The sequence below is a fragment of the Galactobacter sp. genome, from assembly GCF_022712295.1.
Classification (GTDB): domain Bacteria; phylum Actinomycetota; class Actinomycetes; order Actinomycetales; family Micrococcaceae; genus Galactobacter.
Window position 1 is genome coordinate 1 of record NZ_JALAGT010000132.1, and the last position, 21,313, is coordinate 21,313.

Sequence of the window (21,313 nt, forward strand, 5' to 3'; positions counted from 1 at the left end):
CCGTGCGGATCTCGGTGGATCGCCCGGATCTTGCCGACTGGAACACGCGATTGCATCGCTGGGTGGTGGCTTCAGGAGACTTCGAGTTCGTGGTGGGGGCCTCCAGTCGCGACCTACGTGGCAGGGTCACCGTTGCGGTGGAAGGAGACCCGGCCCGCGTTCCGCTGTCAATGGACTCCTCTCTGGGAGATCTGCTGGCCGACCCGGTGGCAGGGCCGCAGGTGGCCCAGGCCATGCAGGGTATGTTCGGGGACTCCTCTGTCGGCATGGCCGACGCGATGGGCGGCGAGGAGGGCCTCGCCGCCATGATGGCAGGCTTCCCGCTGGACCGGCTGAGTGCCTTCGGCAGCGGCGGGATGGACTCGGCGGCGTTGTCGGCTCTCATCGACCACGCCAACTCCGCTCAGGCAGAGTGATCAGGGTGGGCTGACCTAGCTGACCCAGGGCGACCGGTTCACCGGCCGAAGCGTCGCAGCCGCAGCGAGTTCCCGACCACGATCACGGAACTGGCGGCCATGGCTACGCCTGCGATCATCGGGTTGAGCAGCCCCAAGGCGGCAACGGGGATCCCCAACACGTTGTAGGCGAACGCCCAGAACAGGTTCTGGCGGATCACCCGCAGCGTTGCGCGGGACAGATCGATGGCGTCGGCGACCTGCGTCACTGAGGAACCCATCAGCTCGATCCCGGCGCTGGAGCGTGCCACGTCGGTGCCGGACCCCATGGCCAAGCCGAGGTCAGCCGTGGCCAGGGCGGGGGCGTCGTTCACGCCGTCTCCCACCATGGCGACCTTGTGGCCCTTGGCCTGAAGGTTCTTGACGTGCTCCACCTTGCCGTCAGGGAGGACCCCGGCCACCACGTGCTCCGGCGCGATGCCGACCTGGGCGGCCACGGTTCTTGCGACGGCCTCGTTGTCACCGGTGAGCAACCACGGCGTCACCCCGGCAGCCCGAAGCCGTTCGATGCCCTCCACGGAGGAGTCCTTGACGGTATCCGTCACGCAGAGCACAGCGGCGACCTGACCGTCCAATCCCAGCAGCACGGCGGTGGCGCCCCGGTTCTGCGCCGCCTCCAGCGCGGTTCTGGCCTGGGTGTCCACCGTGACTCCCTGTTCCTGGAGCCAGTCCGGGCGACCCACGACGATGGCTCGGTCCTCGATCCGCGCGGCCACGCCGCCACCGGGTGAGGACGTGAAGGCCTCTGCCGAGGGGAGGCGGCCGGCTTGCTGGTTCTGCGCCGCCCGGGTGATGGCGACGGCGATGGGGTGTTCGGACCCGGACTCTGCGGAGCCGGACAGGCGCAGAGCGGTTTCCTGGTCGGTCTGAGCGGGGAAGGGGCGGCCGTTCGCGTCCGAAGTCTCCACCGAGCCCAGAGCCATGCGGCCCTCCGTGATGGTTCCGGTCTTGTCCAGACCCACCACATCCACACCGCGAGCCTCTTCAAGCACCTGAGGTCCGGAGATCAGGATGCCGAGCTGGGACCCGCGTCCGGTGCCTGCCACCAAGGCCACCGGTGTGGCCAGTCCCAAGGCACACGGGCAGGCGATGACCAACACGGTGATCGCCGCGGTGAGGCCGTCGCGCGGGTTGCCCGCGGCGAGCCACCAGATGAGGAAGGTCAGAACGGACAGGGCGAGCACAATCGGCACGAAGACCGACGAGATCTTGTCGGCCAGCCGTGTGACCGGGGCCTTCTGAGTCTGGGCGTCGGAGAGCATCTTGCCCATCGAGGCAAGGGTGGTGTCCTCACCGGTACGCGTGACGCGTACGGTCAGGGAGCCGGCGCCGTTGATGGTGGCTCCGGTGACCTCGTCCCCGGAATGGGTGGATACCGGGGCGGACTCCCCGGTGATCATCGAGGCGTCCACGGTGGAATGACCGCTCTCCACCACGCCGTCTGCAGGGATCTTGGCGCCCGGGCGGACTCGGACGAGGTCGTCCACCTGCAGGGAAGACACCGGCACCTTGGAACTTGAGCCGTCGTCGAGTACCAGTTCTGCCTCCGAGGCGCCCATGCTCAGCAGGGAATGCAAGGCGTCCGCCGCACCATGGCGGGCACGCAGTTCCAGCCAGCGCCCCAACAGCAGGAACGTGGAGATGGTGGCTGCACCCTCGAAGTAGAGCTGGTGCGAACTCATGTCCATGCTCACGCCATGACCGGCATGGGCGGTCATGCCCGGGTCCAGAAGCAGCTGGATCAAGGAGAAGAAGTAGGAGACCGCGACGCCGAGCGAGACCAGGGTGTCCATGGTGGAGGCCCCGTGCACGGCATTGGTGACCGCAGAGCGATGGAACGGCCATGCGCACCAGGTCACCACGGGCGCCGCCAGTGCGGCCACGACCCATCCCCAGTGGGGGAACGTGGCCCCGGGAACCATGGAGATGATCAGGACCGGAACGGTGAAGATCGCCGCGACGACGAATCTGCCGAAGAGGTGGTCGCCTTCCCCACCGTGCTGGTGCCCGCCGCCGGAGTTCTCATGATCGGACCCGTGCCCGTCGTCCCCATGGCCTGTGTGCGCTGAGGGCAAGGCATGCGGGATGGCCCCGTAGCCGGCGCCTTGGACGGTGTCGATCAGCTGTTGGTCGGTGACCTCGTCCGGGGCGGCGACGGTGGCCTGTTCCAGTGCGAGGTTGACGGAGGCGCTGACCCCAGGGAGTTTGCCGAGCTTGCGCTCGATGCGGTTCACGCAGGAGGCGCAGGTCATCCCCTCGATGTCGAGGCGGACCGTGCGCCTGTCCTGGGCTTCTGCGGCAAGTGCGGCCTGATCAGGCATGGTCTCCCACCACGGTGTAGCCGGCTTCGGCCACGGCCTCGGAAAGCTGCTCGGTGGGGATCTCTCGGTCGGCGGTCACCTGGGCGGTGGAGATCTCGTTCGGGTGGAGGTCGATCGACACGTCGGTGACGCCATCGAGGGCCTCGAGCTCCTCGGTGACGGAGAGCGCGCAGTGGTTGCAGGTCATGCCGGAGATGTTCAGGGTGGTGTTCATGGGGTCCTCCTCAGGGACGACGGTCGTCAGCGGAGCAGACGGCCGATGGCTTGGGTGGCTTCCTTGACCTTCGCATCCACGATGCCGGGATCATCGGTCTCGATCGATTCACGTGCGGCATCCACCACACAGTGGCCCACGTGGCCTTCCACGAGGCCCAAAGAGACCTTGTGCAGTGCCGCATTCACCGCGGCGACCTGGGTGAGGACGTCGATGCAGTAGGTGTCCTCCTCGACCATCTTCTCGATGCCACGGATCTGGCCCTCGATTCGCCGGAGGCGCTTCAGAATGGCGTCCTTCTGCCCGGGTTGGGCGGTGTAGGCGTGGCCTGCGTGTGGGTCGGGTTCGATCTGGTTCACACCGACAAGATATACCCCCTAGGGGTAATTAACAAGTACCCCTAGGGGGTATACGATCCGCGGTGGGTGGGTCTGCCGTTGATACCATCGAAGTTCAGTGGTCACCGCCTTCTGATGGGTGAGAAACCCATCCACGAAAGGGAACAATGCGTTTGTCTCGAGTGTCGGAGTCCGAGTACTCCGAATACATCGACACCCAGTCCCGCGTCTTCTACACGCAGCTGCCCGGCTACGGGGCCACCCGTCGCGCCGAGGGGTACACCGTTGACTATGTGGGGATGCGTCGTGACAACGGCGTGCTCGTGGGTGTGGCCCTGTTGGTGTTCCAGCCGTGGAAGAAGCTCTTCCACCGTGTCACCGTCCCTTACGGCCCCGTCCTGGACTGGTCGGATGCGGGACTCGTCACGGAGTTCCTGAGCGGTCTCGTGGCCTACTTGCGCCGCGATCCACGGACCCTGTCCATCCGGGTCAACCCGCCGGTGCTCGCCCGCAGCTACGAGGACATCACGCCGGGGGACGTGAATCCGGATGTGGCCGTGCTCGAGGCCGCAGTGACGGCCCTGAACGGTGTCCACGTGGATCGGGAGTTCTACGACTCCTCGGACATCCAGGTGCGATTCTCCTACACCAAGGACATCGAGGGCATGACCTACAAGCAGGTCGCCTCGTCCGTGGCCCAAGGGGCACGCACCGGCTTCAACAAGCTCGGCACCAATGGCGTCGAGGTCCGCTTCCTCGAAGCAGACCAGTTCGATGTGCTGGAGAGGGTCCTGGGCCACACAGCGCAGCGCACGGACATGCACGAGATCTCCTCAGGCGCCTCGAAGTTCTATCGCGACCTGAAGGAACACCTCGGTCAAGACGTCATGGCTCCCGTCGCCGTCTTGGATTGCGTGAAAGCGTTGAAGACCATTGCCGAGGAGCGCGAGCAGGTTCAGGCCCAGATCACCGAGATCGAGGAGCTCGAGGCCAAGATGGAGGCCGAGGGCAAGGTCCTGAACAAGAAGCGCCGCAACGCCCTCAAGGAACACCGGGACCGGATCGGCGTGCTGGAGCGCCGTGAGAACGACACGCTGGCCGTGCAGAAGGATCACGGCGACGAGGTGGTCCTCGCCGCCAGCCTCTTTGTGCATTCCCCCGGTGAGCTGGTCTACCTGCTCTCCGGAGCCTACGACGAGTTCCAGAGCTACTACGGTATCTACCTGATCCACCGCACCATGCTGGAATGGTGCCTGGAGAACCAGGTGGGCACCTACAACCTCTACGGCATCACCGGAGACTTCTCCGACACCGCGAGCGACCACGGCGTGCTGCAGTTCAAGCGTCAGTTCGGCGGAAACGTGGAGGAACTCGTGGGGACCTACGACCTCCCCGTGCACGCGTTCCTGGCCAAGCGCCTGGGTGCGCTCGGCTGATCACGCCGGGTTGATCACCGCGGGTTGATCGCACAAGGCTGATCACGCCGGGCTGCTGAGTCAGAAACCGGACTCCGTGGGCCGTGGGTAGAAGCGGCGCATCTGCCGCCACTGGTTCACGGAGTTCATGAGGCGGTACGTGAAGCGCTTCGGGTGGCGATCCGCCGGATTCTTGAGCGGGTTGACCGGGCGCTGGGCCTTCCGCGCCCGCCTCACCCGCTGACGAAGCTGCGGATCCTGCAGGTAGGTCTTGTTGGCCAGCGCCATGGGCAGCACGGTGTAGATGCCGTCGCGGGCATTGGTCTGGTAAGGGGATTCCTCTCCGGCCAGATCGGCCAGCATGGCCTTGGCCAGGTCGATGCCGCCCACCTTGAGGTAGTAGTGGCTGCGACCGATCCGTGGGTTCAGATCCAGCCACAGCGCCCGGCCGTCCCGCGGGTCCATCTTCACGTCCAGGGAGAAGAAGCCACGCAGTCCCACGGCGGTGACGAGGCGCTGAGCGTGTCGTGCCAGCTCAGGGTTGGGTTCCAGCAGGATCATGCCGGCGTTGCCGAGATAGCGCGGTTGGTGCAGACCCAGCAGGACCCGTCCGGTGCCGGTGGCGGTGACCCTGCCCTGAGCGTCCACGTAACCGTTGATGACCCACTGTGTGGTGTCGTCTCCCGGGATCAGCTCCTGGACCATGAGTTCGATGTCCACCCCGGACTCACGCAGGGAGCTGAAATAGGTGTTGGCGTCCTCGGCGGAGTCGAAGACCTTGACCTTGCGCAGCCCTTGGCCCCAGTAGAAGTCCAGGTCGGAGCCCACCGCAGGTTTCACGACCACGGGGAACGTCAGCGTGGAGAGATTGTCGGCCCACGCTTGGGGTGTGCGCAGGTCCACGGTGGACCGCGCAGGAACGTCCAGGCCAAGGCTCGTGCAGACCTCGTAGAAGTCCTCCTTGGAGTTGGCGCGTTCCACGGCCTCGATCGGGGCGTATGGCAGGAACCAGCGCGGCTCCAATGCGGCACGGTTGCGTGCAGCGAATTCCACGCCCTCGTCGGAATTGACCAGCAGCAGGAGCTGCTGCTCGGGGTGATCCTCGGCGATCCGATGCAGCAGGTCCACGAACTTGTCCTCGTGCGCCAGCGTGCCCTTGGGGACGATCTGGACGTCGAAGATGGAGGAGTTCTCGATGGGGCCGCGATGGACCTCGGAGATCACCAGTGAGCGTAGGCCGGCGGCTTCGTGGAAGATCCGCGCGAAGCTGTAGTCGGCGATATCGAACCCGATGACCACGGGGAGCAGGTCGTTGGATGCCATTGGTTGCCTTTCAACTCTCCGCTTCAGTGCTTCTCGCGCCAGGCCATGAACTTGTCGAAGCCCCATGACAGGAGCCGGTTCAGGGGCAGCTCCCATTCGCCGACGGTGCGGATCACGTCGCAGCCCATGGAGGTCTTGAAGTAGGAGAGGCCGCCGTGGGAGTCGCCGCGCTTCAGCGTGGGCGTCACGCCGCCCTGGTCCAAGTAGAGGCAACCCTCGTCCAACGCGTCGGAGAGCATGCGATGCTGCAGCGCCTTGGGTGCGTTGAGCTTGCGTTCCTCGTTGCTGGAGGCGCCGTAGACATACCAGGAACGGTTGCCGGAGCGCAGCCGCACGGCGGCCGCCAGATCGCGTCCCTCGTGGGAGGCGATGTAGAGCGTGCAGGAGCCGGGCTGCGCCGCGTTGAGGGTGCGGTGCAGGTTCGTGAAGTACTCCAACGGACGGCCGGTGAAGTCCTGCCTGTCTGCTGTGGTGGAGTAGAGGGCATGGAAGCGGCCCATGTCCTCGGTCCCGCCCACCACGATGTCCAGCGGTGCCTTCAGCGACTGCCGGGTCTCGCGCCGGGCGGACTGCGAGAAGCCGGCCATGATCTGGTCCATGGTCAACGGATTCCCGTCGGCATCGACCAGCGGGACGCGGGCCACGTACTCGGGCTGCCCCGCAGCGAAGTCCATGCCGGAATCCAGGTGCGAGAAGCCCTGCGCCTGCAGCGCTGCGGTGACCGCATCTGCGGCGGAGTCGTTCTTGGAGTGCGCCAACTGGGACAGGTCCTCCAGCGTCCCGGACCCCATGGCCTTACGCACGTCCACGGCCTTCCACGTCGTGGAATCCACCGAGGGGCCGAGGCGCAGGGCAAAGGCGCCATTGGCCCTCAGGTACTCCGCCAGCGTGCGCAGCACGCGCTCAGGTGCGAATTCCGCGAAGTCGATCACCGGACCGTCGGGCAGGTAGGCAAGGGACTTGCGCACCACGGGGGCGGGTCGCATGAGCACCAGCGCGGCGCCGACCTGGGTACCGCCGGAGAACCAACCGAGGCTGAGTCCCCGCCAGGCGGGTTTGATCTGGGCCCACTCGGGGCGCTGCATGAAGCTCACGTCCCGGCGGGTGGCCAGGAACGCAGCGTGTTCCTCGGCGCTGATGGCTGCAAGGCTCAGTTCATCGCTACTCACGAGATACGAGACTACCGGCGTTGGGCCCTTGCCGCCCCATCCATCAGGCGCATGGGCACGTGGGGGATTCCGTCCTCGAGGAACTCCTCCCCGTTCTTGACGAACCCGAACGAGCCGTACCAACCCTCCAGGTGAGCCTGTGCGTCAAGCACGATCGGGGCCGTGCCGCACAGTTGGATGGCGGCCCTCAGCAGGTATCCCATGAGCCCCCTCCCACGGTGTTCGGGGGCGGTGGCGACGCGCCCGATCCGACGAGTGACGCCGTCGGGCTCTGTGAGGAGCCGCAGGGTGGCGACGACGCGGGCAGCCCCACCGGGCGCCGCGGACGAGATCCACAGATGCGCGGTGGCAGGCTCCGCGTCACGGGAATCCTGGTCCGGGTAGGGGCAGTCCTGCTCCACCACGAACACGTCCTGCCGCAGGCGTGAGATCTGGTGCCAGGTGAGGCCGGACAGCTCAGCCAGCGGAGCGTGGAGAAGGCTGTAGCCGGTCGGCAGGGCGGGTTCCAAAGGCATCGAGGGCATCAGAACCGCGACGATCCGCCGGAGCCGGAGAAGGAGCCCCCGCCCGAATAGCCGCCAGAGAACCCACCGGAACGGGACGAGGATGAGGCAGCACTGCGGGCGCTCTCGACGCGGCTGTGCCCGGCGGTGTAGCCCATCTGGTACGCCGCCACCCGCCAGAAGTGGTTGGCGGGTCCGGACACGTCCAGGATGGAGCCCGTTCCCGAACGGCGCTGACCATAGCGGGCGGAACTCATCTGTTCACGCATCAAACGCTCCTCCGACGCGGACTTCGCATACTTGGCGATCTGCGCCTCCGAGAAGCGCTCCAATTGCTTGGTCAGCTGGCTCCGGAGGTCGCTGAGCGCGTCCAGAGCCTGGTCCACAGTGATGCGCTGGGCCTCCAAGTCGGACGAGACGGATTCCACCTTGGCGCGGGCCTCCTCTCGGAAGGAGGCCAGTGTGGCATCAACACTGCGCAGGTCCACGGGTGCAGAGCCGGACACCGAATCGAGCCGGTCCAGGTCCTCCAACAGCGGAGCGGTCTGGGCGCGCCAGGCGTCCTGCCACGTGGCAGAACGGGTATAGAGCGCGGCGGCCTGGATGATGGCGTCGTCGGTGAAGTCCAGATCCGCGGCGGTGTCGGAGAAGGCCTTGGCCCGGCGGACGTAGGTGTCCTGATGGCGGTGTTTGGGGTCCACCGCCTCCAGCTCCTGCTGCTCGGTGAACGCCTTCCGGAATTGTTGGATGAAGTCCTCGAAGCGGCGCTCCATGTCAGCCGCATGGGGGGAATCCGTGGGGAGCGTTCTGGCTGAGAGCTCGGTGGTGTCCAGATCGGTGGCCACCTGTGCAACATGGGCAACACCGGTGGCCATGTGCGAGTCGAACTCCTGACGACGCTTGGAGCGAATGCTCAACCACACCGCTACGCCGATCCCCACAACCGCCAACAGGCCCAACGTCCACAGGTAGAGCGCGGGGTTGAGGTACCACGGGCGTTCGATGAGCTTGGCTCCCTCCTTCACGACGTCGGCCACACCGTCGGTCCAACGGCCCTGCCTGAAGTTGTCTGTGCCCGCCTGATGGGTCTTCTCCATCTTGGCCTGCTTCAGGGCGCGGTCCTCACCGAAGTAGGTGCCGACCTGCCCGTGGTTTCCGGTCTCCACGCTTAGTGTGACGATGAAGAGGCCGTCCGCCCAGTAGTCGCCGTAGTCCTCGGGATCGTCCGAGATCCACTCGGGATGCACCTTCTTGGCGTAGTCCAACGTCTTGGTGTTGATGTCGTCGGAGTAGTCACCCTCACGGGTATAGATGGCGACCTTGGTGGGCTTGTGGAACTTGACCCCGTCCAGCGCCTTCTTCAACCGTGGCTCACTCAAAACCCCGGCGGTGTCGTCGATGCTCAAGGACTTCACGTTCTTGGCCGCAGGCAGCACGGCGCGCGCTGCTGCAGCGTCCAGTCGGTTTTCGCTTGTGCCCGACGACGTGGCATGCCCCGCGTGGGCGCGCTCGCTCGCGCTCGCCGCCGGCGCGGCCACGGTGAGCCCCAGGAAGAGGCTCATGAGCAGACCCAGCAACACCAGGTGTGGACGGCGGGGGAGAGGCTTTCGGGACATGAGTGACTCCTCGGCGGCGACGCGGACCTGATCAGCCTAGCGGGGCGCGGCTGCCACGGCTGAGAAACGCTAGCCGACCAACCGGTCGGCAAGGTAGATTCTCGGTATGACGATCACCACACGCCACGCGTTCACGCTGCATGTAGACCTCCTTCCGCCCACCGAGGTGGGGAACGTTCAGGGAGGCTTCCGCAGGATCGTCCCGATCGTGGGCGGCCGGGTGGATGGCCCCGACCTGCAGGGTGAGATCCTGCCGGGCGGTGCCGACTGGAACCTGGAGGGTGACGACGGAACCTTCACCGTCTGGGCCCGCTATGACATCAAGCTCGCGGACGGCACCATCGTCGGCGTCGTCAATGGTGGCACCGGAGTGACGCCGCCAGAGGAGGAGTTCGGGAAGGGCGACCTTGCACCGGCTCTGCCCACCAAGCCCACGTTCGAGGTCCCGGCCGGCGGGCCCGAATGGCTCAAGGAGACCCGCTTCTTCGGCGTGCTGCGGGAGGAGAGCATCACCCGCGTCCGGATCGAGATCCACCGCTGGGACCTGGAAGGTACCTGGGCTCCCACGGTCTGAGGCCAGTGCAGTCTGGGACCTCCGACGTCTCGCGTGCTCCGCTTTCTGGGCCACGCTGCTGTCAGGCCGCTCTGCCGCCTGGGCCCCTGTGCTGTCCGGGCTACTGTGCTGCCCGGGCCACGCTGCTGTCGGGCCACGCTGCTGTCCGGCCACTGTGCTGCCAGAGCCACGCTGCTGCCCGGGCCACGCCGCTTTTCTGGGCCGCCAGTGCTCTCCCGACCTCTTTTTCCTTAGGCTTTCCGTCATGACCGCGTAGGGCCGCTAGGGGGTCATGACGGAAAGTCGGGGGAAAAGGGGTGGCGCGGCCGAGCGTGACAGCCGGAGAAGCGCGGCCGATGAACGGTCGACGTGGCGCGCGCCAGACGTGACGTGGGAAGATCCAGACATGTACGTGAAGGTATGTGGGTTGAAAACGGCTGAGGCCGCCACAGAGGCGGTGACCGACGGCGCGGACGCCATCGGCGTGGTGATGAGCCCCAAGAGTTCCCGCCACGTGGACACCCACACCGCGCGCACCGTGATCGCTGCGGCCAAGGCAGCCCGTGCCGACGTGGACGCCGTCCTCGTGGTCAACGATCTTCCTGCGGTTGATGCCGCGGACATGGCGGTGGAGATCGGCGCCGATGTGTTGCAACTGCACGGCCCGGCCTATTCCTCGGCGGATTTCAGTGCGGCGGCCCGGACGCTTCCGAGGCTCTGGCGGGCCACCTCCCTGAAGCATGACCCGCACCCGGTTCTTGGCGCCCACGGCGAGGAACGCCTACTGCTGGACGCCCCCAAGCCGGGCAGCGGCTCCACCTGGGACCTCAGCGTGCTGGAGGGACTCGGCCTGGAGGGGGAGTGGCTGCTGGCCGGGGGGCTGAACCCAGACAACGTGGCTCAGGCCATCCGCAAGGCTCATCCTTGGGGTGTCGACGTCTCCAGCGGGGTCGAGTCCGCTCCCGGTGAGAAGGACCTGGGTCTCATCCGTGCCTTCGTCGAGGCGGCCAAGCAGGCCGAGTAATCACGCCAGGACTGGATGATCAGGTCCAGGGCTGGTCTGCCGCCACGGAGGGGTCGGTGTAGCCGGCCTCCCACACGTGCCCGTCGGGGTCACGGACGGCGCCGGTGAACCGACCCCGGGACTCCTCCAACGGGAACCGGTAGACCTGACCGCCACCGGCCACGGCCGCTGCGACGAAGGCGCCCACCGCCGTCGCCGAGTCGACCTCGACGGTCACGAACATCTGCCTTGCCCCGGAGGGGCGGTCGGGCTGGTCGCCCTCACGCAGGGTGCGGGAGAAGCTCTCCATGGTGTGCGCAACGACCCGTGTGTCCTGGGACAGGGTGTAGGTACTCACAGCGGGGCCGGACGCGGACAGCACCTTGGTCAGGCCGAGGGAGGCGCAGAACTGGTCGGTGGCCGCCAGATTCGCAACGGGAAGATGGATGGAGACGGACATGATGGTCCTTCCTAGAACTCCTCGTAGACGGCAGGGTCCTGGTCCTTCAGACGGCCATCCGGACGGCCGAGCGCGGTGATCGCAGCCACCTCGTCAGAGGTCAGTTCCAGGTTCACCGCAGCGAGGTTTGCCAGCTGCCGCGCCGGTGTCGCGGACTTGGGAATCGGGAGCGAGCCGATGGCCGCGTGCCAGGCGAGGACGATCTCCGCCGCGCTCACACCCAAGCGTTCCGCCGCCGAAGTGATGACCGGCTCCGAGAAGAGCTCTCCTCCGCGACGCAACGGGGACCAGGCCTGGGTCACGATGCCCCGCTCTGAGTTGTACGCCAAGGCCTCGGTCTGTGGGAAGTAGGGGTTCAACTCGATCTGGTTGACCTCCGGGTACTCGCCCGTGGCGTCGTGGACCGCCTCAAGGTGCTCCGGGAGGAAGTTGCACACGCCCACGTGGGAGATCAGCCCGGACTCGCGGGCCTCGAGCAACGCCTTGAAGGCTTCAACGTAGAGGCCCTGGCCGGGGTTGGGCCAATGGATCAGGTAGAGATCGATGTTCTCCAAGTTGAGGCGGTAGAGGCTCTCTTGGACACAGGTCAGGGCGTCGTCGTGCCTCTGATAGCGGCCAGGCAGTTTGGAGGTCACGATGACGTTTCCGCGTCCGGAGGCGGATGCCCGCAGGCCCTCGCCCACGGTTCCCTCGTTCTCGTAGTTGTAGGCGGAGTCCAGCAGCGTGTATCCGGAATTGATGCCGTTGGCAATCGCCTCGGCCCCGGCGGCACCGCGCAACTTGTACGTGCCGAGACCGATGCTGGGGAGGGTGAACCCCCGGTGGGTTGTGAGGCTCATGCCGAGTCCTTTCCGTTGTCAGAGCCGACGTCCGGGCCGTCGCCGTCGGTGGCGTCGTAGGAGCCGTCGGAGGTGCTTGTGGAATCCCTTAACCCGTATGGATCGTCGTCCTCGGAGAGGCGGTCCTTCGGAGCGGCCGAGCTGGCGCTGAGCTCATCCGAACCGGTCCCGGTGGATTCGCTGGAGTTCCCGACGCGCTCGCCCATGATGCTGTTCGGCAGCGGTAAGCCGATGCCGCCGTCCAGTCGGAGGAACAGCCCGCCGGTGACGACCAGGAGCACCACGCCGATCAGGCCGAACCATGGGACCAATGGTGTGGCCACAAAGGCGCAGATGGCCGGAACCAGAATCATGATGGTGCCTGCCAACAGGTAGAGGTTCTTGCCGTAGAGGAAGGCGGTGGGCAACAGCCCGGCACCCAGACCCATCAGGGAGATCGCGAAGAAGAGGCTCGGCTTGGACTGCGCCGCCATGATGCCGACCACCACGCCGGCCACCTGGATGGCCACGATCTCGTAGAAGAGGCTGACCAGTGGGTTGGAGCGCGGCAGCATGACCGGTCCGCCCACCAGCTTGAGCACCAACCAGGAGACGGGGTGCGCCGCCAGGGTGCCCAGCAGCAGAGCGATCTGTCCAGCAGTGGGGGTGCCCCATTGCGCCAGGGCTGCTGCGATGCCCCAGAACGCTGCGAGCGTGAGCAGGGAGACCCCGCCCGAGCGGTGCAGGACGTCGGCCTGATGGCGGGCGTCGGCGAGCGTTGTTGCCCCAGGTGCTGCGGATTCCTTCATGTGTCCCACGCTACCGGCTCAGGGTCGGGCAAGGCATGGGTCGGTGCCGAAAAGATCCGCGGTTTCTCGCTACATCATGTCCTTTCAGCGTGGCCCGACAGCTGCCGGAGATGGGATCTGCCATGGATGACGTCCGGAGGTCGAGGCGGTACCGCAGTGGTGCTTGATCACGCGCCCGGGCGCCGAACGTGGCGTTTGACGCTGTTGTTCTCTCCCTCACGTTGTGGCCCTCACGTTGTGCGATGCGGCCGGATCGCCGACGGTGCGGGTCCCGCTCAATGCCGCCTGAATCCGCGGGATTCCGCGCGCGTTCGGAAGCGTGCCGCACCTCTGTCCGGAGATGCTCGCGTAACGCAGTGATGCACAACACCGACACAGATTCTCAGGAGATTGTCAGTCTCCATGGGGCAGGAGTATGTTGGCGCGCATGCTCGCACGCCTGATCCTTCTGTCGCTGGCCTGCACCGTGGCCGGCGGCTACCTCTTCAAGGTGGACCACGACCTCGCGTGGGTTCCTGTCCTGACCGGTGTATTCCTCCTGATCACTGCCACCGTGGCCGTCGTGAAGGCCGTCCGCGCCCGTCACGAGCTGACGGCCTCGGAACTGGCCATGGAGGAGGAGAAGGTCCTCAACAGCGCACGCGGCTGACTGATTGGCCAGCCGCGGTGATGTAACGCACGCGTCAGGGGCCCAGGAATTATGCCGATGGTGCGTTGGACCACGGCACGGTCTCCCCGAAAGTGGGATGATTGCTCGTTATGAGCGAGCGCACCACCACCGAAGACCACCACCGTTCCGGGACCTCCCGCGCCCACGCCGCACGGGCAGCGCGCGGCCTGGACCGTGGCAACCGTCCCCAGGTGCGCCCCACCGCTGAGGGCTGGAAGCAGCCCATGGGGCCCGACGGCCGCCCGCAGCTGCAGTTCGCTCAGCGCCCCCGCGTCTCCCAGCCGCCCAAGCACTTGGCCGACATGACCCTGGCCGAGCGCCAGGAGAAGATGAAGGAACTGGGACTCCCGGCGTTCCGCGCCAAGCAGGTCTCCACGCACTATTTCGTTCACCACACCACGGACCCAGAGGCCATGAGTGACCTCCCGAAGGACCGTCGGCAGGAGATCGTCGATGCGTTCTTCCCGCCGCTGCTGACCGAGGTCAAGCGCCTGGTCACCGATGACGGTAAGACCATCAAGTTCCTCTGGAAGCTCTTCGACGGCGCCCTCGTGGAGTCCGTGCTGATGCGCTATTCCAACCGCATCACCCTGTGCATCTCCTCCCAGTGCGGCTGCGGCATGAACTGCCCATTCTGCGCCACCGGCCAGAACGGCCTGACCCGCAACATGTCCTCCGCTGAGATCCTGGACCAGATCGTCCAGGCCAACCGCGTGATCGACGAAGGCGGCCTGGGCGCCAACCGCCACGTCAACGGCGAGCCCGAACGCGTGAACAACATCGTGTTCATGGGTATGGGCGAGCCGCTGGCCAACTACAAGCGCGTCATGAACGCCGTGCACCGCATGGTCGCCGACGCCCCGGAGGGTCTGGCCATGTCAGCCCGCGGCATCACGATCTCCACCGTTGGTCTGGTCCCGGCCATCCGCAAGCTGGCCGACGAGGGGCTGCCCTTCACGTTTGCGCTGTCCCTGCACGCTCCTGATGACGAGCTGCGTGACGACCTGATCCCCGTGAACTCCCGCTGGAAGGTGGACGAGGCCCTGGACGCCGCTCACGAGTACTACCAGCGCACCGGCCGCCGCGTCTCCATCGAGTACGCGCTGATCAAGGACATGAACGATCACCCTTGGCGCGCGGATCTGCTCGCGGAGAAGCTCAACGCCCGTGGCCGCGGGTGGGTGCATGTGAACCCGATTCCGTTGAACCCCACCCCGGGTTCCATTTGGACCTCCTCCACGCGCAAGGCCACCATGGAGTTCATCGATCGCCTCGAGACCGCCGGCGTGCCGACCACGCTGCGTGACACGCGCGGCAAGGAGATCGACGGAGCCTGCGGTCAGCTGGCCGCGGCTAACGACTGAGAACCACCCGAACCCCACCACCGACCTGGAGGACACACACCGCATGGCGACCATCGATCTGACCGAGGCAACGTTCGAACAGCACGTGACGGGCGAGGGCATTGTGCTCGTTGACTTCTGGGCCGAGTGGTGTGGTCCGTGCAAGCAGTTCTCCCCGATCTTCGAGTCGGTATCGGAGAACCACCCTGACATCACCTTCGGCAAGATCGACACCGAGGCGGAGCAGCGTCTTGCCGGTGCCGCCGGCATCTCCTCGATCCCTACGCTGATGGCCTTCCGTGACGGTGTGCTGGTCTTCCGCGAGTCAGGCGCCTTCCCGGCGGCCGGCCTTGAGGACCTCATCTCCCAGGTGCAGCAGCTGGACATGGAGGAGATCCGCAAGGAAATCGCCGAGACCCAGGCAGAGAGCGACTCCGCTCAGGCCGAGTAGGACCGACTCGGAGGAGGAGCCCAGTCTTGGACCCCAGACGAGCCCGTAGTTTTCGTGAAGTGGCGCCCGAGTCCGTCCTCTTGGGCGGTGCAGGGGCCGCGATCCTGTTGCAGATCGCCGATCCGCGTGTTGGTCGGGGCGTGGCCGTTCACTCGGACTTCGTCCGCGACCCGCTGAAGCGGTTGTGGGGGACGCTGGACTACATCTACGCGGTGTCGCTGGGTTCTGATGCCCAACGCAGCCGCGTCGTGGAGCACGTCAACCACGCGCATTCCTATGTGCACGGACCCGCCACCGAAACCACGCCCGCCTATGATGCGGACGACGATGATGCCCGGCTCTGGGTCGCCATGACGCTGTGCCATTGCGGTACCGCCGCCTGGGAGGCCGTGCTCGGCGAGTTGCCGACGGACGTGCAGGATGAGGTGGTGCGCGGCTATGGTGCGTTGGCTACGTCGCTGGGCGTGCCGTCGGACCTATGGTTCCGGGACCGGGCCTCGTTCGACGCAGCTTTCGCCGCGCGGCTGGCGGAATTGTCGGTGTCCGACGACGCCAGGCGAGTTGCGCACGGATTGTTGGCCGCCGACCACGCCCCGTTGTGGCTGCGTGCGGCCATGCCGTTGGTCAGATGGGCGACGGCCGGCCTGTTGCCCCCCGCCGTGCGGGCTGCATTCTCTCTGCCGCAATTGCGCTACACCCGCGCCACGGACCTGCTGTTCAGGACTTCCATCGGATTCATCGGCAAGGTCTACCCGGTGCTGCCGGACCAGGTCCGTCAGGTCGTGGCCCGGGCCCGGCTGCGGTCGCTGACTGCCTGAGGTCGGTAGAACTACATAACGTCGGTGCCAGTGCTGCAGTCGTCGCCGACGGTGTGTCATCTGACCGACGTTGTGCTGGGAGTGGCCCAGAATAGGGGCATGAGAACTGCTTCAGCCAGGGGACAGGTTCCGGCGTTCAAGGTCATGGACGTGCTCAGCCGGGTCGGCGAACTACGGGCCCAAGGCCGGGAAGTCCTGTCCCTCTGCGCAGGTGAACCCTCCAGCGGTCCTGCGCCGTCGGTGAACCAGGCAGCGGCAGAACTTCATGCGGGCGGTGAGGCCCTCAACTACACGCCGGCGGCGGGTCTGCCGGAGCTGCGAGAGGCCATCGCGGGCCACTATGAGCGCTGGTACGACACCGTGGTGGAACCCGGCGAGGTGTTGGTGACCACGGGTGCCTCCGGTGCCTTCGTCACCATGTTCCTCGCGGCGTTCGATGTCGGAGACCGAGTGGCGTTGGCGCGTCCGGGGTACCCGGCCTATCGCAACATCCTCACCAGCCTCGGGCTGGAGGTCGTGGAGATCCCTTGCGGACCCGAGACCCGCTACCAGCCCACCCCGGAACTTCTGGACCAGGCCACGGCCGAGCACGGGGAGCTGGCCGGCCTGGTCCTTGCGTCGCCGGCCAACCCCACAGGCACCATGGTGAACCGTGAGGAATTGGCCGCGCTGTCGAAGTGGTGCAACGACCGGGACGTTCTGTTGGTCAGCGACGAGATCTACCACGGCATCACCTACCCAGCGCCGGAGCAGCCGGACCCGCGAGGGGTCAGCGCCCGAGAGTTCGGGGACACCGCCGTGGTCATCTCCTCGTTCTCCAAGTTCTGGGGTATGCCCGGGTGGAGAGTCGGGTGGGCGCTGCTGCCTCCGTATCTGCGCAAGAGCTCCGATGCACTGGCCGGGAACGTGGCCCTCTGCGCACCCAGGAACGCCCAGGTCGCTGCGGTCCAGGCCTTCACCGAGGACGCCTATGCCTTCGGAGAGCAGCAGGTCAGCACCTATGCGCGCAACCGGGGGATCCTGCTGGACGCCGTGCCGAACTTGGGCTGGAGCGACGTTGCCCCCGCGGACGGAGCCTTCTACCTCTACGCCGACATCTCAAAGGTCCTCGGTCCGTACGCGGACTCCGCAGCCTGGTGTGCGGCGCTCCTGGAGGATCAGGGGGTGGCGTTGACCCCGGGCCTGGACTTCGACCCCGTAGCCGGCGGCAGCACCGTTCGGCTCTCCTTCGCCGCGAGTCAGGACACGGTGTCCCGTGCGGTGGGCCGCATCCTCGCCTTCCAGGAGTCCCTGCGGTTGTCCTGAGGCATGACACTTGTCATTGTGAAGTCGTGACAGCCCACGCAGCGCGGTGACGAGGTTGCGCAGTTGACTGGTGGACATGAACACCACCGGCACCAAAACCAAAGCAGGCTCATCGGGCCCGGCCATCTTGGCCCAGGGGCTGAGTAAGAGATTCGGGCAGGTCAAGGCGGTCACCGGGCTGGACCTCAGCATCGAAGCCGGAGAGATCGTCGCCTTCCTTGGCCCCAACGGGGCCGGGAAGACCACCACAGTGGACATGATGCTGGGACTCAGCGACGCGTCGTCGGGCACAGTGGAGGTCTTGGGCGGACCGCCGCGGAAGGCGGCCGGCGCGGGCCGCATCGCGGCGGTACTGCAGACCGGAGGCCTGCTGCGTGACCTCTCCGTGCGGGAGACCGTCACGGCGATCGCCTCCATGTTCAAGGCCTCCGATCGCGTGCCGGACGTGCTGGCCCGGGCGGACCTGAACGGCATCGCCAAACGCCGCGTGGGGAAGTGCTCAGGCGGTGAGCAACAGCGTCTCAAGTTCGCGCTGGCGCTGCTGCCTGACCCGGATGTGCTGATCCTGGACGAGCCCACGGCGGGGATGGACGTCAACGCACGGCGTCACTTCTGGGAGGTCATGCAGGCCGACGCCGAGGCGGGTCGCACCGTCGTCTTCGCCACGCACTATCTCGAGGAAGCCGAGCAGTACGCGGCGCGGACCGTGGTGATGAACCACGGCCGGCTGATCGCGGACGCACCCACTCGGAAACTGCGCTCCTCCCTGGGCGGACGAACGATCACGGCCCTGATTCCAGGGACCGCGCTGGATCGGTTGCGCGGCGCTCCGGGGGTCAGCCAGCTTCACGTGCCTGCGGCAGAGACGCTCGCCGGCGAGAGCCTGCGGATCGAGCTGCGGGCCGAGGACTCGGACGCCGTGGCCAGGTTGCTGCTCAACGAGCTGGGAGGATCCGACCTGCGGATCGCGGAGCCCAGCCTGGAGGCAGCCTTCACCGAACTCACCACAGGATCCAAGGCGGCCCGTGAGCCGTCCGACGGGTCCGACGAGAGCACCAGGAGCGCGTCATGAGTTTCTCAGTCACCTACCTGCGCATCGAGCTGCTGCGCCAACTGCGCGACGGCTTCACCCTCGCCTTCACCCTGGCGTTGCCCGCCGTCATGTACCTGATCTTCGGCGCGGGAGCCGAATGGGGCGCCATCCGCATCGGTTCCGGCAACGTGGCCTTCTCCGTCATGGTGTCCATGGGGGCCTACGGTTGCGTCACCGCCATGACCTCGTTGACCGCCTCTTCCGCGGCGGAATCCGCGCAAGGTTGGGGTCGACAACTGGCCATGACCCCGCTGGGCAACGGCGGCTACACCCTGACCAAGGTCTTGGTCGCGTTGTCCTACTCGGTGCTCTCCATCGTGGTGGTCTACCTGATCGGCGCTTTCACGGGGGCGGAGGTGGACGACACCTGGCGCTGGTTCGCCTGTGCAGGGATCACGCTGGGGCTCGGGTCCATCTACGGTCTCTATGGACTGGCGGTCGGCCTGATCTTCAAGTCAGACACCGCCACCGGGTTGGCCTCGGCCCTGCTGACCTTCTTCGCCTTCTTCGGCAACGTGTTCATGCCGCTGTCGGGGGTCATGCTCACGATTGCCCACTACACCCCGCTCTACGGTGTGGTGGCGCTGGCCAGGTGGCCGCTGACCGCCGGCGCGGTGGACGAGACGCTGACCGATCCACTGTGGCAGCCCGTGCTGAACGTCGTGGTGTGGGCCGTGATCTTCCTCTTCCTGGCCCTCTGGGGAGTGAAGCGGACCCGGAGCCGGAAGTGAGCCGAGGTCCTGGACGGCCCAAGTCGATAGGCTTCTGAACCATGAACCATCTGCAGGCCTCACAGGAGCAGGACGTGGAACGGGGCGGCGCCCCGTGGACGCGCTACTCCTGGGTGATGGCGGCCTTGTGGCTGATGTTCATCTTCTACCCGGCCTCGGCACTGGTCTCGAGCCCCGCGTCAGGATCGGAACGGATCCTGGGGTGGACCGGGCTGGTGGCATTCGTGGTCCTGTACCTGCTTGCCTTCCGACTGGGGCACAACACCGGGGTATCCGGTGCTGCCCCGCTGCCCCGCACGTGGTGGCTCTTCAGCGCTGCGGTGTTCTCCGTGCTGCTGACGATCCCCGCGATAGGGGACGGTGCCTTCAGCTTCTTGCCGTTCGTGGTCACCATCCCCGCATACCAACTCAGTCGCTGGTTCTTCTACGCCGTCGCTGCGGTCTCCGTTCTTGGGTTGGCCGGTTACGTCATGGTGACGGGAACCTGGGCCGAGAACATCGCACTCCTGATCATCCTGGTGGTCCTGTGCATGGTGCATACCGTCACCACGTGGTTGATCGGGCGATCCGTCGAGGCGGAACGGTTGTCCCGCGATCTGGTGGCCAGCGAGGAGCGAGAAACGCTGGCCCGGGACGTGCACGATCTGCTTGGGCACTCCCTCACAGTGGTGAAGCTGAAGGCCGAACTCGCCAGGAAGCTCATACGCAAGGACCCGGACCGGGCCGAGCGGGAGCTGGCGGAACTGGACACCCTCGTGGCGGAGGCCATCTCCGGGGTCAGGGCCACCGTCACTGGGCTGCGCACGGAGGGGTTGCCCGCACAACTGGCTTCCGCGACCACGGCCATGGAACAGGCCGGTATCGCGGTGGACGTCCGGGGCGACGAGGCGAAGCTCTCCGCGGCTCAGTCCCTGGTGACGGCCTGGATCCTGCGGGAGGCGACCACCAATACCTTGCGCCACGCCCAAGCGAGCCGTGTCTGCATCGGGTTCCGTCCCGGGGCCTTCAGTTTCGAAGATGACGGTGTGGGATTGGCGGCGGGCGACGTCGGCGAACCGGACGGTAACGGCCTGCGTGGGATGAAGGAACGTGCCACGGTGGCCGGAGCGGAACTCGGAGTCGGGGTCTCCCATGATCTCGGCGGGACCAGAGTGGAGCTGACATGGTGACCCTGATGCTGGTGGACGACCAGGCCATGGTTCGTGGTGCACTCGGAGCCCTGCTGGACCTTGAGGACGACCTCGAGGTCGTGGCCCAGGCCGCGGATGCCGACTCAGCGGTGTCCCGGGCGGCCGAGGTGAAGCCGGACGTGTGCCTCATGGACATCCAACTGGCAGGCGAGGACGGGATCGCGGCCACGCCTCGCGTGATCGCGGCCAGTCCGGGGACTCGGGTGTTGATCGTGACGACCTTCGCCCGGCCCGGCTATCTTCGTGCCGCGCTGGAGGCGGGTGCCAGCGGCTTCGTGGTCAAGGATGCGCCGGCTGAGGAGCTGGCCGATGCCGTCAGACGGGTCCATACCGGTCTGCGCGTGGTGGATCCGGCGCTGGCCGAGGAGTCGCTGTTCGCGGGGGCGAGTCCGCTCACCGACCGGGAGGCCGAATTGCTTCGACTTGCGTTGGAAGGCATATCAGTGGCGGACATGGCGACGCGCGTGCATCTTTCTGCAGGGACCGTCCGCAACCACCTTTCCGCCGCCATCGGCAAGACGGGCAGCGAGAACCGGGCGCAGGCTGCCAGGCAGGCACGCGAGAAGGGATGGATCTAGTGTCGCGTTTCGGAAGTTGGTAGGCGGTTGGCTTTCGTGAGGATCTGGTCGGCGGTTTTGGTCCAGACGAAGGGATGTTTGCGGTCGTTCCAGCCGGTGATGAATTGACGGATCTTCGCATTCAGATCACGTACAGA

General features: G+C 66.4%; 23 protein-coding genes and 1 pseudogene. 13 read left to right on the top strand and 11 right to left on the bottom strand.

Annotation, left to right across the window (positions count from 1 at the left end; genetic code table 11):
- A partial coding sequence (locus Q0A15_RS10015; protein ID WP_291279389.1) for a fibronectin type III-like domain-contianing protein occupies positions 1 to 416 on the top strand: 416 nt, incomplete at its 5' end.
- Between the two features lie 38 nt (positions 417 to 454).
- Here Q0A15_RS10015 and Q0A15_RS10020 read toward each other — a convergent pair.
- Genes Q0A15_RS10020 through Q0A15_RS10030 form a run of 3 tightly spaced genes read right to left on the bottom strand, consistent with a single transcriptional unit; the run spans position 455 to position 3,349 of the window.
- The gene (locus tag Q0A15_RS10020; RefSeq protein WP_291279390.1) at positions 455 to 2,776 is read right to left on the bottom strand and encodes a cation-translocating P-type ATPase; all 2,322 of its coding nucleotides are present in this window, start codon (positions 2,774 to 2,776) and stop codon (positions 455 to 457) included.
- The gene (locus tag Q0A15_RS10025; protein ID WP_291279391.1) at positions 2,769 to 2,990 is read right to left on the bottom strand and encodes a heavy-metal-associated domain-containing protein; all 222 of its coding nucleotides are present in this window, start codon (positions 2,988 to 2,990) and stop codon (positions 2,769 to 2,771) included. The genes Q0A15_RS10020 and Q0A15_RS10025 overlap by 8 nt, the downstream gene beginning before the upstream one ends.
- A 26-nt stretch (positions 2,991 to 3,016) precedes the next feature.
- Complete coding sequence (locus Q0A15_RS10030) at positions 3,017 to 3,349, bottom strand: metal-sensitive transcriptional regulator (protein ID WP_291279392.1); 333 nt, start codon at positions 3,347 to 3,349, stop codon at positions 3,017 to 3,019.
- Between the two features lie 146 nt (positions 3,350 to 3,495).
- On the opposite strand from Q0A15_RS10030, the gene Q0A15_RS10035 reads away from it, so the two are divergent.
- Positions 3,496 to 4,764, top strand: a complete 1,269-nt coding sequence (locus tag Q0A15_RS10035; RefSeq protein ID WP_291279393.1) for a peptidoglycan bridge formation glycyltransferase FemA/FemB family protein — start codon at positions 3,496 to 3,498, stop codon at positions 4,762 to 4,764.
- A gap of 60 nt (positions 4,765 to 4,824) precedes the next feature.
- Here the strand turns inward: Q0A15_RS10035 and Q0A15_RS10040 are convergent, their stop codons facing one another.
- Genes Q0A15_RS10040 through Q0A15_RS10055 form a run of 4 tightly spaced genes read right to left on the bottom strand, consistent with a single transcriptional unit; the run spans position 4,825 to position 9,354 of the window.
- Positions 4,825 to 6,066 (bottom strand): ATP-grasp domain-containing protein, encoded by a 1,242-nt coding sequence (locus Q0A15_RS10040; RefSeq protein WP_291279394.1) that lies wholly within the window; start codon positions 6,064 to 6,066, stop codon positions 4,825 to 4,827.
- A gap of 23 nt (positions 6,067 to 6,089) precedes the next feature.
- Entirely contained in the window at positions 6,090 to 7,235 is a 1,146-nt protein-coding gene (locus Q0A15_RS10045; protein ID WP_291279395.1) for a peptidoglycan bridge formation glycyltransferase FemA/FemB family protein, read from the bottom strand.
- A gap of 11 nt (positions 7,236 to 7,246) precedes the next feature.
- Positions 7,247 to 7,750 carry a GNAT family N-acetyltransferase gene (locus tag Q0A15_RS10050; RefSeq protein WP_291279396.1) on the bottom strand — a complete coding sequence of 168 codons (504 nt, stop codon included), beginning with the start codon at positions 7,748 to 7,750 and terminating at the stop codon, positions 7,247 to 7,249.
- An 8-nt stretch (positions 7,751 to 7,758) separates the two neighbouring features.
- A complete protein-coding gene (locus Q0A15_RS10055) occupies positions 7,759 to 9,354 on the bottom strand; it encodes a DUF5129 domain-containing protein (RefSeq protein ID WP_291279397.1) in 1,596 nt (531 codons plus the stop codon).
- Positions 9,355 to 9,460: 106 nt separating this feature from the next.
- Here Q0A15_RS10055 and Q0A15_RS10060 point away from each other — a divergent pair, with 106 nt between their 5' ends.
- Together Q0A15_RS10060 and Q0A15_RS10065 are read left to right on the top strand one after the other, a co-directional pair.
- On the top strand, positions 9,461 to 9,928 hold the full coding sequence (locus Q0A15_RS10060; RefSeq protein ID WP_291279398.1) for a DUF3237 family protein: 468 nt from the start codon (positions 9,461 to 9,463) through the stop codon (positions 9,926 to 9,928).
- Positions 9,929 to 10,313: 385 nt separating this feature from the next.
- On the top strand, positions 10,314 to 10,931 hold the full coding sequence (locus Q0A15_RS10065) for a phosphoribosylanthranilate isomerase (RefSeq protein WP_291279399.1): 618 nt from the start codon (positions 10,314 to 10,316) through the stop codon (positions 10,929 to 10,931).
- A gap of 19 nt (positions 10,932 to 10,950) precedes the next feature.
- On the opposite strand, the gene Q0A15_RS10070 is transcribed toward Q0A15_RS10065, so the two are convergent.
- From Q0A15_RS10070 to Q0A15_RS10080, 3 genes are read right to left on the bottom strand one after another with little or no spacing between them, the layout of a single operon-like run.
- A complete protein-coding gene (locus Q0A15_RS10070; protein ID WP_291279400.1) occupies positions 10,951 to 11,370 on the bottom strand; it encodes a hypothetical protein in 420 nt (139 codons plus the stop codon).
- Between the two features lie 11 nt (positions 11,371 to 11,381).
- Positions 11,382 to 12,209: an aldo/keto reductase gene (locus Q0A15_RS10075; RefSeq protein WP_291279401.1), complete on the bottom strand. Its 828-nt coding sequence runs from the start codon at positions 12,207 to 12,209 to the stop codon at positions 11,382 to 11,384.
- Positions 12,206 to 12,997 carry a hypothetical protein gene (locus Q0A15_RS10080; RefSeq protein WP_291279402.1) on the bottom strand — a complete coding sequence of 264 codons (792 nt, stop codon included), beginning with the start codon at positions 12,995 to 12,997 and terminating at the stop codon, positions 12,206 to 12,208. The genes Q0A15_RS10075 and Q0A15_RS10080 overlap by 4 nt, the downstream gene beginning before the upstream one ends.
- A gap of 427 nt (positions 12,998 to 13,424) precedes the next feature.
- Here Q0A15_RS10080 and Q0A15_RS10085 point away from each other — a divergent pair, with 427 nt between their 5' ends.
- The 9 genes from Q0A15_RS10085 (at position 13,425) to Q0A15_RS10125 (ending at position 21,176) form a co-directional block, all read left to right on the top strand.
- Positions 13,425 to 13,646 (top strand): hypothetical protein, encoded by a 222-nt coding sequence (locus Q0A15_RS10085; protein WP_291279403.1) that lies wholly within the window; start codon positions 13,425 to 13,427, stop codon positions 13,644 to 13,646.
- A 110-nt stretch (positions 13,647 to 13,756) separates the two neighbouring features.
- Positions 13,757 to 15,031, top strand: a complete 1,275-nt coding sequence (gene rlmN / locus Q0A15_RS10090) for a 23S rRNA (adenine(2503)-C(2))-methyltransferase RlmN (protein ID WP_291279404.1) — start codon at positions 13,757 to 13,759, stop codon at positions 15,029 to 15,031.
- A 43-nt stretch (positions 15,032 to 15,074) separates the two neighbouring features.
- Positions 15,075 to 15,461: a thioredoxin gene (gene trxA, locus Q0A15_RS10095; protein ID WP_291279405.1), complete on the top strand. Its 387-nt coding sequence runs from the start codon at positions 15,075 to 15,077 to the stop codon at positions 15,459 to 15,461.
- A 26-nt stretch (positions 15,462 to 15,487) separates the two neighbouring features.
- The gene (locus Q0A15_RS10100; RefSeq protein ID WP_291279406.1) at positions 15,488 to 16,279 is read left to right on the top strand and encodes an oxygenase MpaB family protein; all 792 of its coding nucleotides are present in this window, start codon (positions 15,488 to 15,490) and stop codon (positions 16,277 to 16,279) included.
- A gap of 99 nt (positions 16,280 to 16,378) precedes the next feature.
- Positions 16,379 to 17,584: an aminotransferase class I/II-fold pyridoxal phosphate-dependent enzyme gene (locus Q0A15_RS10105; protein ID WP_291279407.1), complete on the top strand. Its 1,206-nt coding sequence runs from the start codon at positions 16,379 to 16,381 to the stop codon at positions 17,582 to 17,584.
- A 76-nt stretch (positions 17,585 to 17,660) separates the two neighbouring features.
- The gene (locus Q0A15_RS10110) at positions 17,661 to 18,656 is read left to right on the top strand and encodes an ABC transporter ATP-binding protein (protein ID WP_291279408.1); all 996 of its coding nucleotides are present in this window, start codon (positions 17,661 to 17,663) and stop codon (positions 18,654 to 18,656) included.
- Positions 18,653 to 19,408 carry an ABC transporter permease gene (locus Q0A15_RS10115; protein WP_291279409.1) on the top strand — a complete coding sequence of 252 codons (756 nt, stop codon included), beginning with the start codon at positions 18,653 to 18,655 and terminating at the stop codon, positions 19,406 to 19,408. The genes Q0A15_RS10110 and Q0A15_RS10115 overlap by 4 nt, the downstream gene beginning before the upstream one ends.
- Positions 19,409 to 19,449: 41 nt before the next feature.
- A complete protein-coding gene (locus tag Q0A15_RS10120; RefSeq protein ID WP_291279410.1) occupies positions 19,450 to 20,577 on the top strand; it encodes a histidine kinase in 1,128 nt (375 codons plus the stop codon).
- Positions 20,571 to 21,176 (top strand): response regulator transcription factor, encoded by a 606-nt coding sequence (locus Q0A15_RS10125; protein ID WP_291279411.1) that lies wholly within the window; start codon positions 20,571 to 20,573, stop codon positions 21,174 to 21,176. The genes Q0A15_RS10120 and Q0A15_RS10125 overlap by 7 nt, the downstream gene beginning before the upstream one ends.
- On the opposite strand, the pseudogene Q0A15_RS10130 reads toward Q0A15_RS10125, so the two are convergent.
- Positions 21,173 to 21,313: pseudogene (locus tag Q0A15_RS10130) on the bottom strand (IS630 family transposase); the annotation flags it as partial. The gene Q0A15_RS10125 and the pseudogene Q0A15_RS10130 sit on opposite strands and share 4 nt — an antisense overlap.

What these genes read in the sequence shown, in the direction of transcription:
- Q0A15_RS10020 (WP_291279390.1), bottom strand. Translation starts at nt 2,776, where the DNA reads ATGCCTGATCAGGCCGCACTTGCCGCAGAAGCCCAGGACAGGCGCACG.
- Q0A15_RS10025 (WP_291279391.1), bottom strand. Translation starts at nt 2,990, where the DNA reads ATGAACACCACCCTGAACATCTCCGGCATGACCTGCAACCACTGCGCG.
- Q0A15_RS10035 (WP_291279393.1), top strand. Translation starts at nt 3,496, where the DNA reads ATGCGTTTGTCTCGAGTGTCGGAGTCCGAGTACTCCGAATACATCGAC.
- Q0A15_RS10040 (WP_291279394.1), bottom strand. Translation starts at nt 6,066, where the DNA reads ATGGCATCCAACGACCTGCTCCCCGTGGTCATCGGGTTCGATATCGCC.
- Q0A15_RS10050 (WP_291279396.1), bottom strand. Translation starts at nt 7,750, where the DNA reads ATGCCTTTGGAACCCGCCCTGCCGACCGGCTACAGCCTTCTCCACGCT.
- Q0A15_RS10055 (WP_291279397.1), bottom strand. Translation starts at nt 9,354, where the DNA reads ATGTCCCGAAAGCCTCTCCCCCGCCGTCCACACCTGGTGTTGCTGGGT.
- Q0A15_RS10060 (WP_291279398.1), top strand. Translation starts at nt 9,461, where the DNA reads ATGACGATCACCACACGCCACGCGTTCACGCTGCATGTAGACCTCCTT.
- Q0A15_RS10065 (WP_291279399.1), top strand. Translation starts at nt 10,314, where the DNA reads ATGTACGTGAAGGTATGTGGGTTGAAAACGGCTGAGGCCGCCACAGAG.
- Q0A15_RS10070 (WP_291279400.1), bottom strand. Translation starts at nt 11,370, where the DNA reads ATGTCCGTCTCCATCCATCTTCCCGTTGCGAATCTGGCGGCCACCGAC.
- Q0A15_RS10075 (WP_291279401.1), bottom strand. Translation starts at nt 12,209, where the DNA reads ATGAGCCTCACAACCCACCGGGGGTTCACCCTCCCCAGCATCGGTCTC.
- Q0A15_RS10080 (WP_291279402.1), bottom strand. Translation starts at nt 12,997, where the DNA reads ATGAAGGAATCCGCAGCACCTGGGGCAACAACGCTCGCCGACGCCCGC.
- Q0A15_RS10085 (WP_291279403.1), top strand. Translation starts at nt 13,425, where the DNA reads ATGCTCGCACGCCTGATCCTTCTGTCGCTGGCCTGCACCGTGGCCGGC.
- rlmN (WP_291279404.1), top strand. Translation starts at nt 13,757, where the DNA reads ATGAGCGAGCGCACCACCACCGAAGACCACCACCGTTCCGGGACCTCC.
- trxA (WP_291279405.1), top strand. Translation starts at nt 15,075, where the DNA reads ATGGCGACCATCGATCTGACCGAGGCAACGTTCGAACAGCACGTGACG.
- Q0A15_RS10105 (WP_291279407.1), top strand. Translation starts at nt 16,379, where the DNA reads ATGAGAACTGCTTCAGCCAGGGGACAGGTTCCGGCGTTCAAGGTCATG.
- Q0A15_RS10110 (WP_291279408.1), top strand. Translation starts at nt 17,661, where the DNA reads ATGAACACCACCGGCACCAAAACCAAAGCAGGCTCATCGGGCCCGGCC.
- Q0A15_RS10115 (WP_291279409.1), top strand. Translation starts at nt 18,653, where the DNA reads ATGAGTTTCTCAGTCACCTACCTGCGCATCGAGCTGCTGCGCCAACTG.
- Q0A15_RS10120 (WP_291279410.1), top strand. Translation starts at nt 19,450, where the DNA reads ATGAACCATCTGCAGGCCTCACAGGAGCAGGACGTGGAACGGGGCGGC.
- Q0A15_RS10125 (WP_291279411.1), top strand. Translation starts at nt 20,571, where the DNA reads ATGGTGACCCTGATGCTGGTGGACGACCAGGCCATGGTTCGTGGTGCA.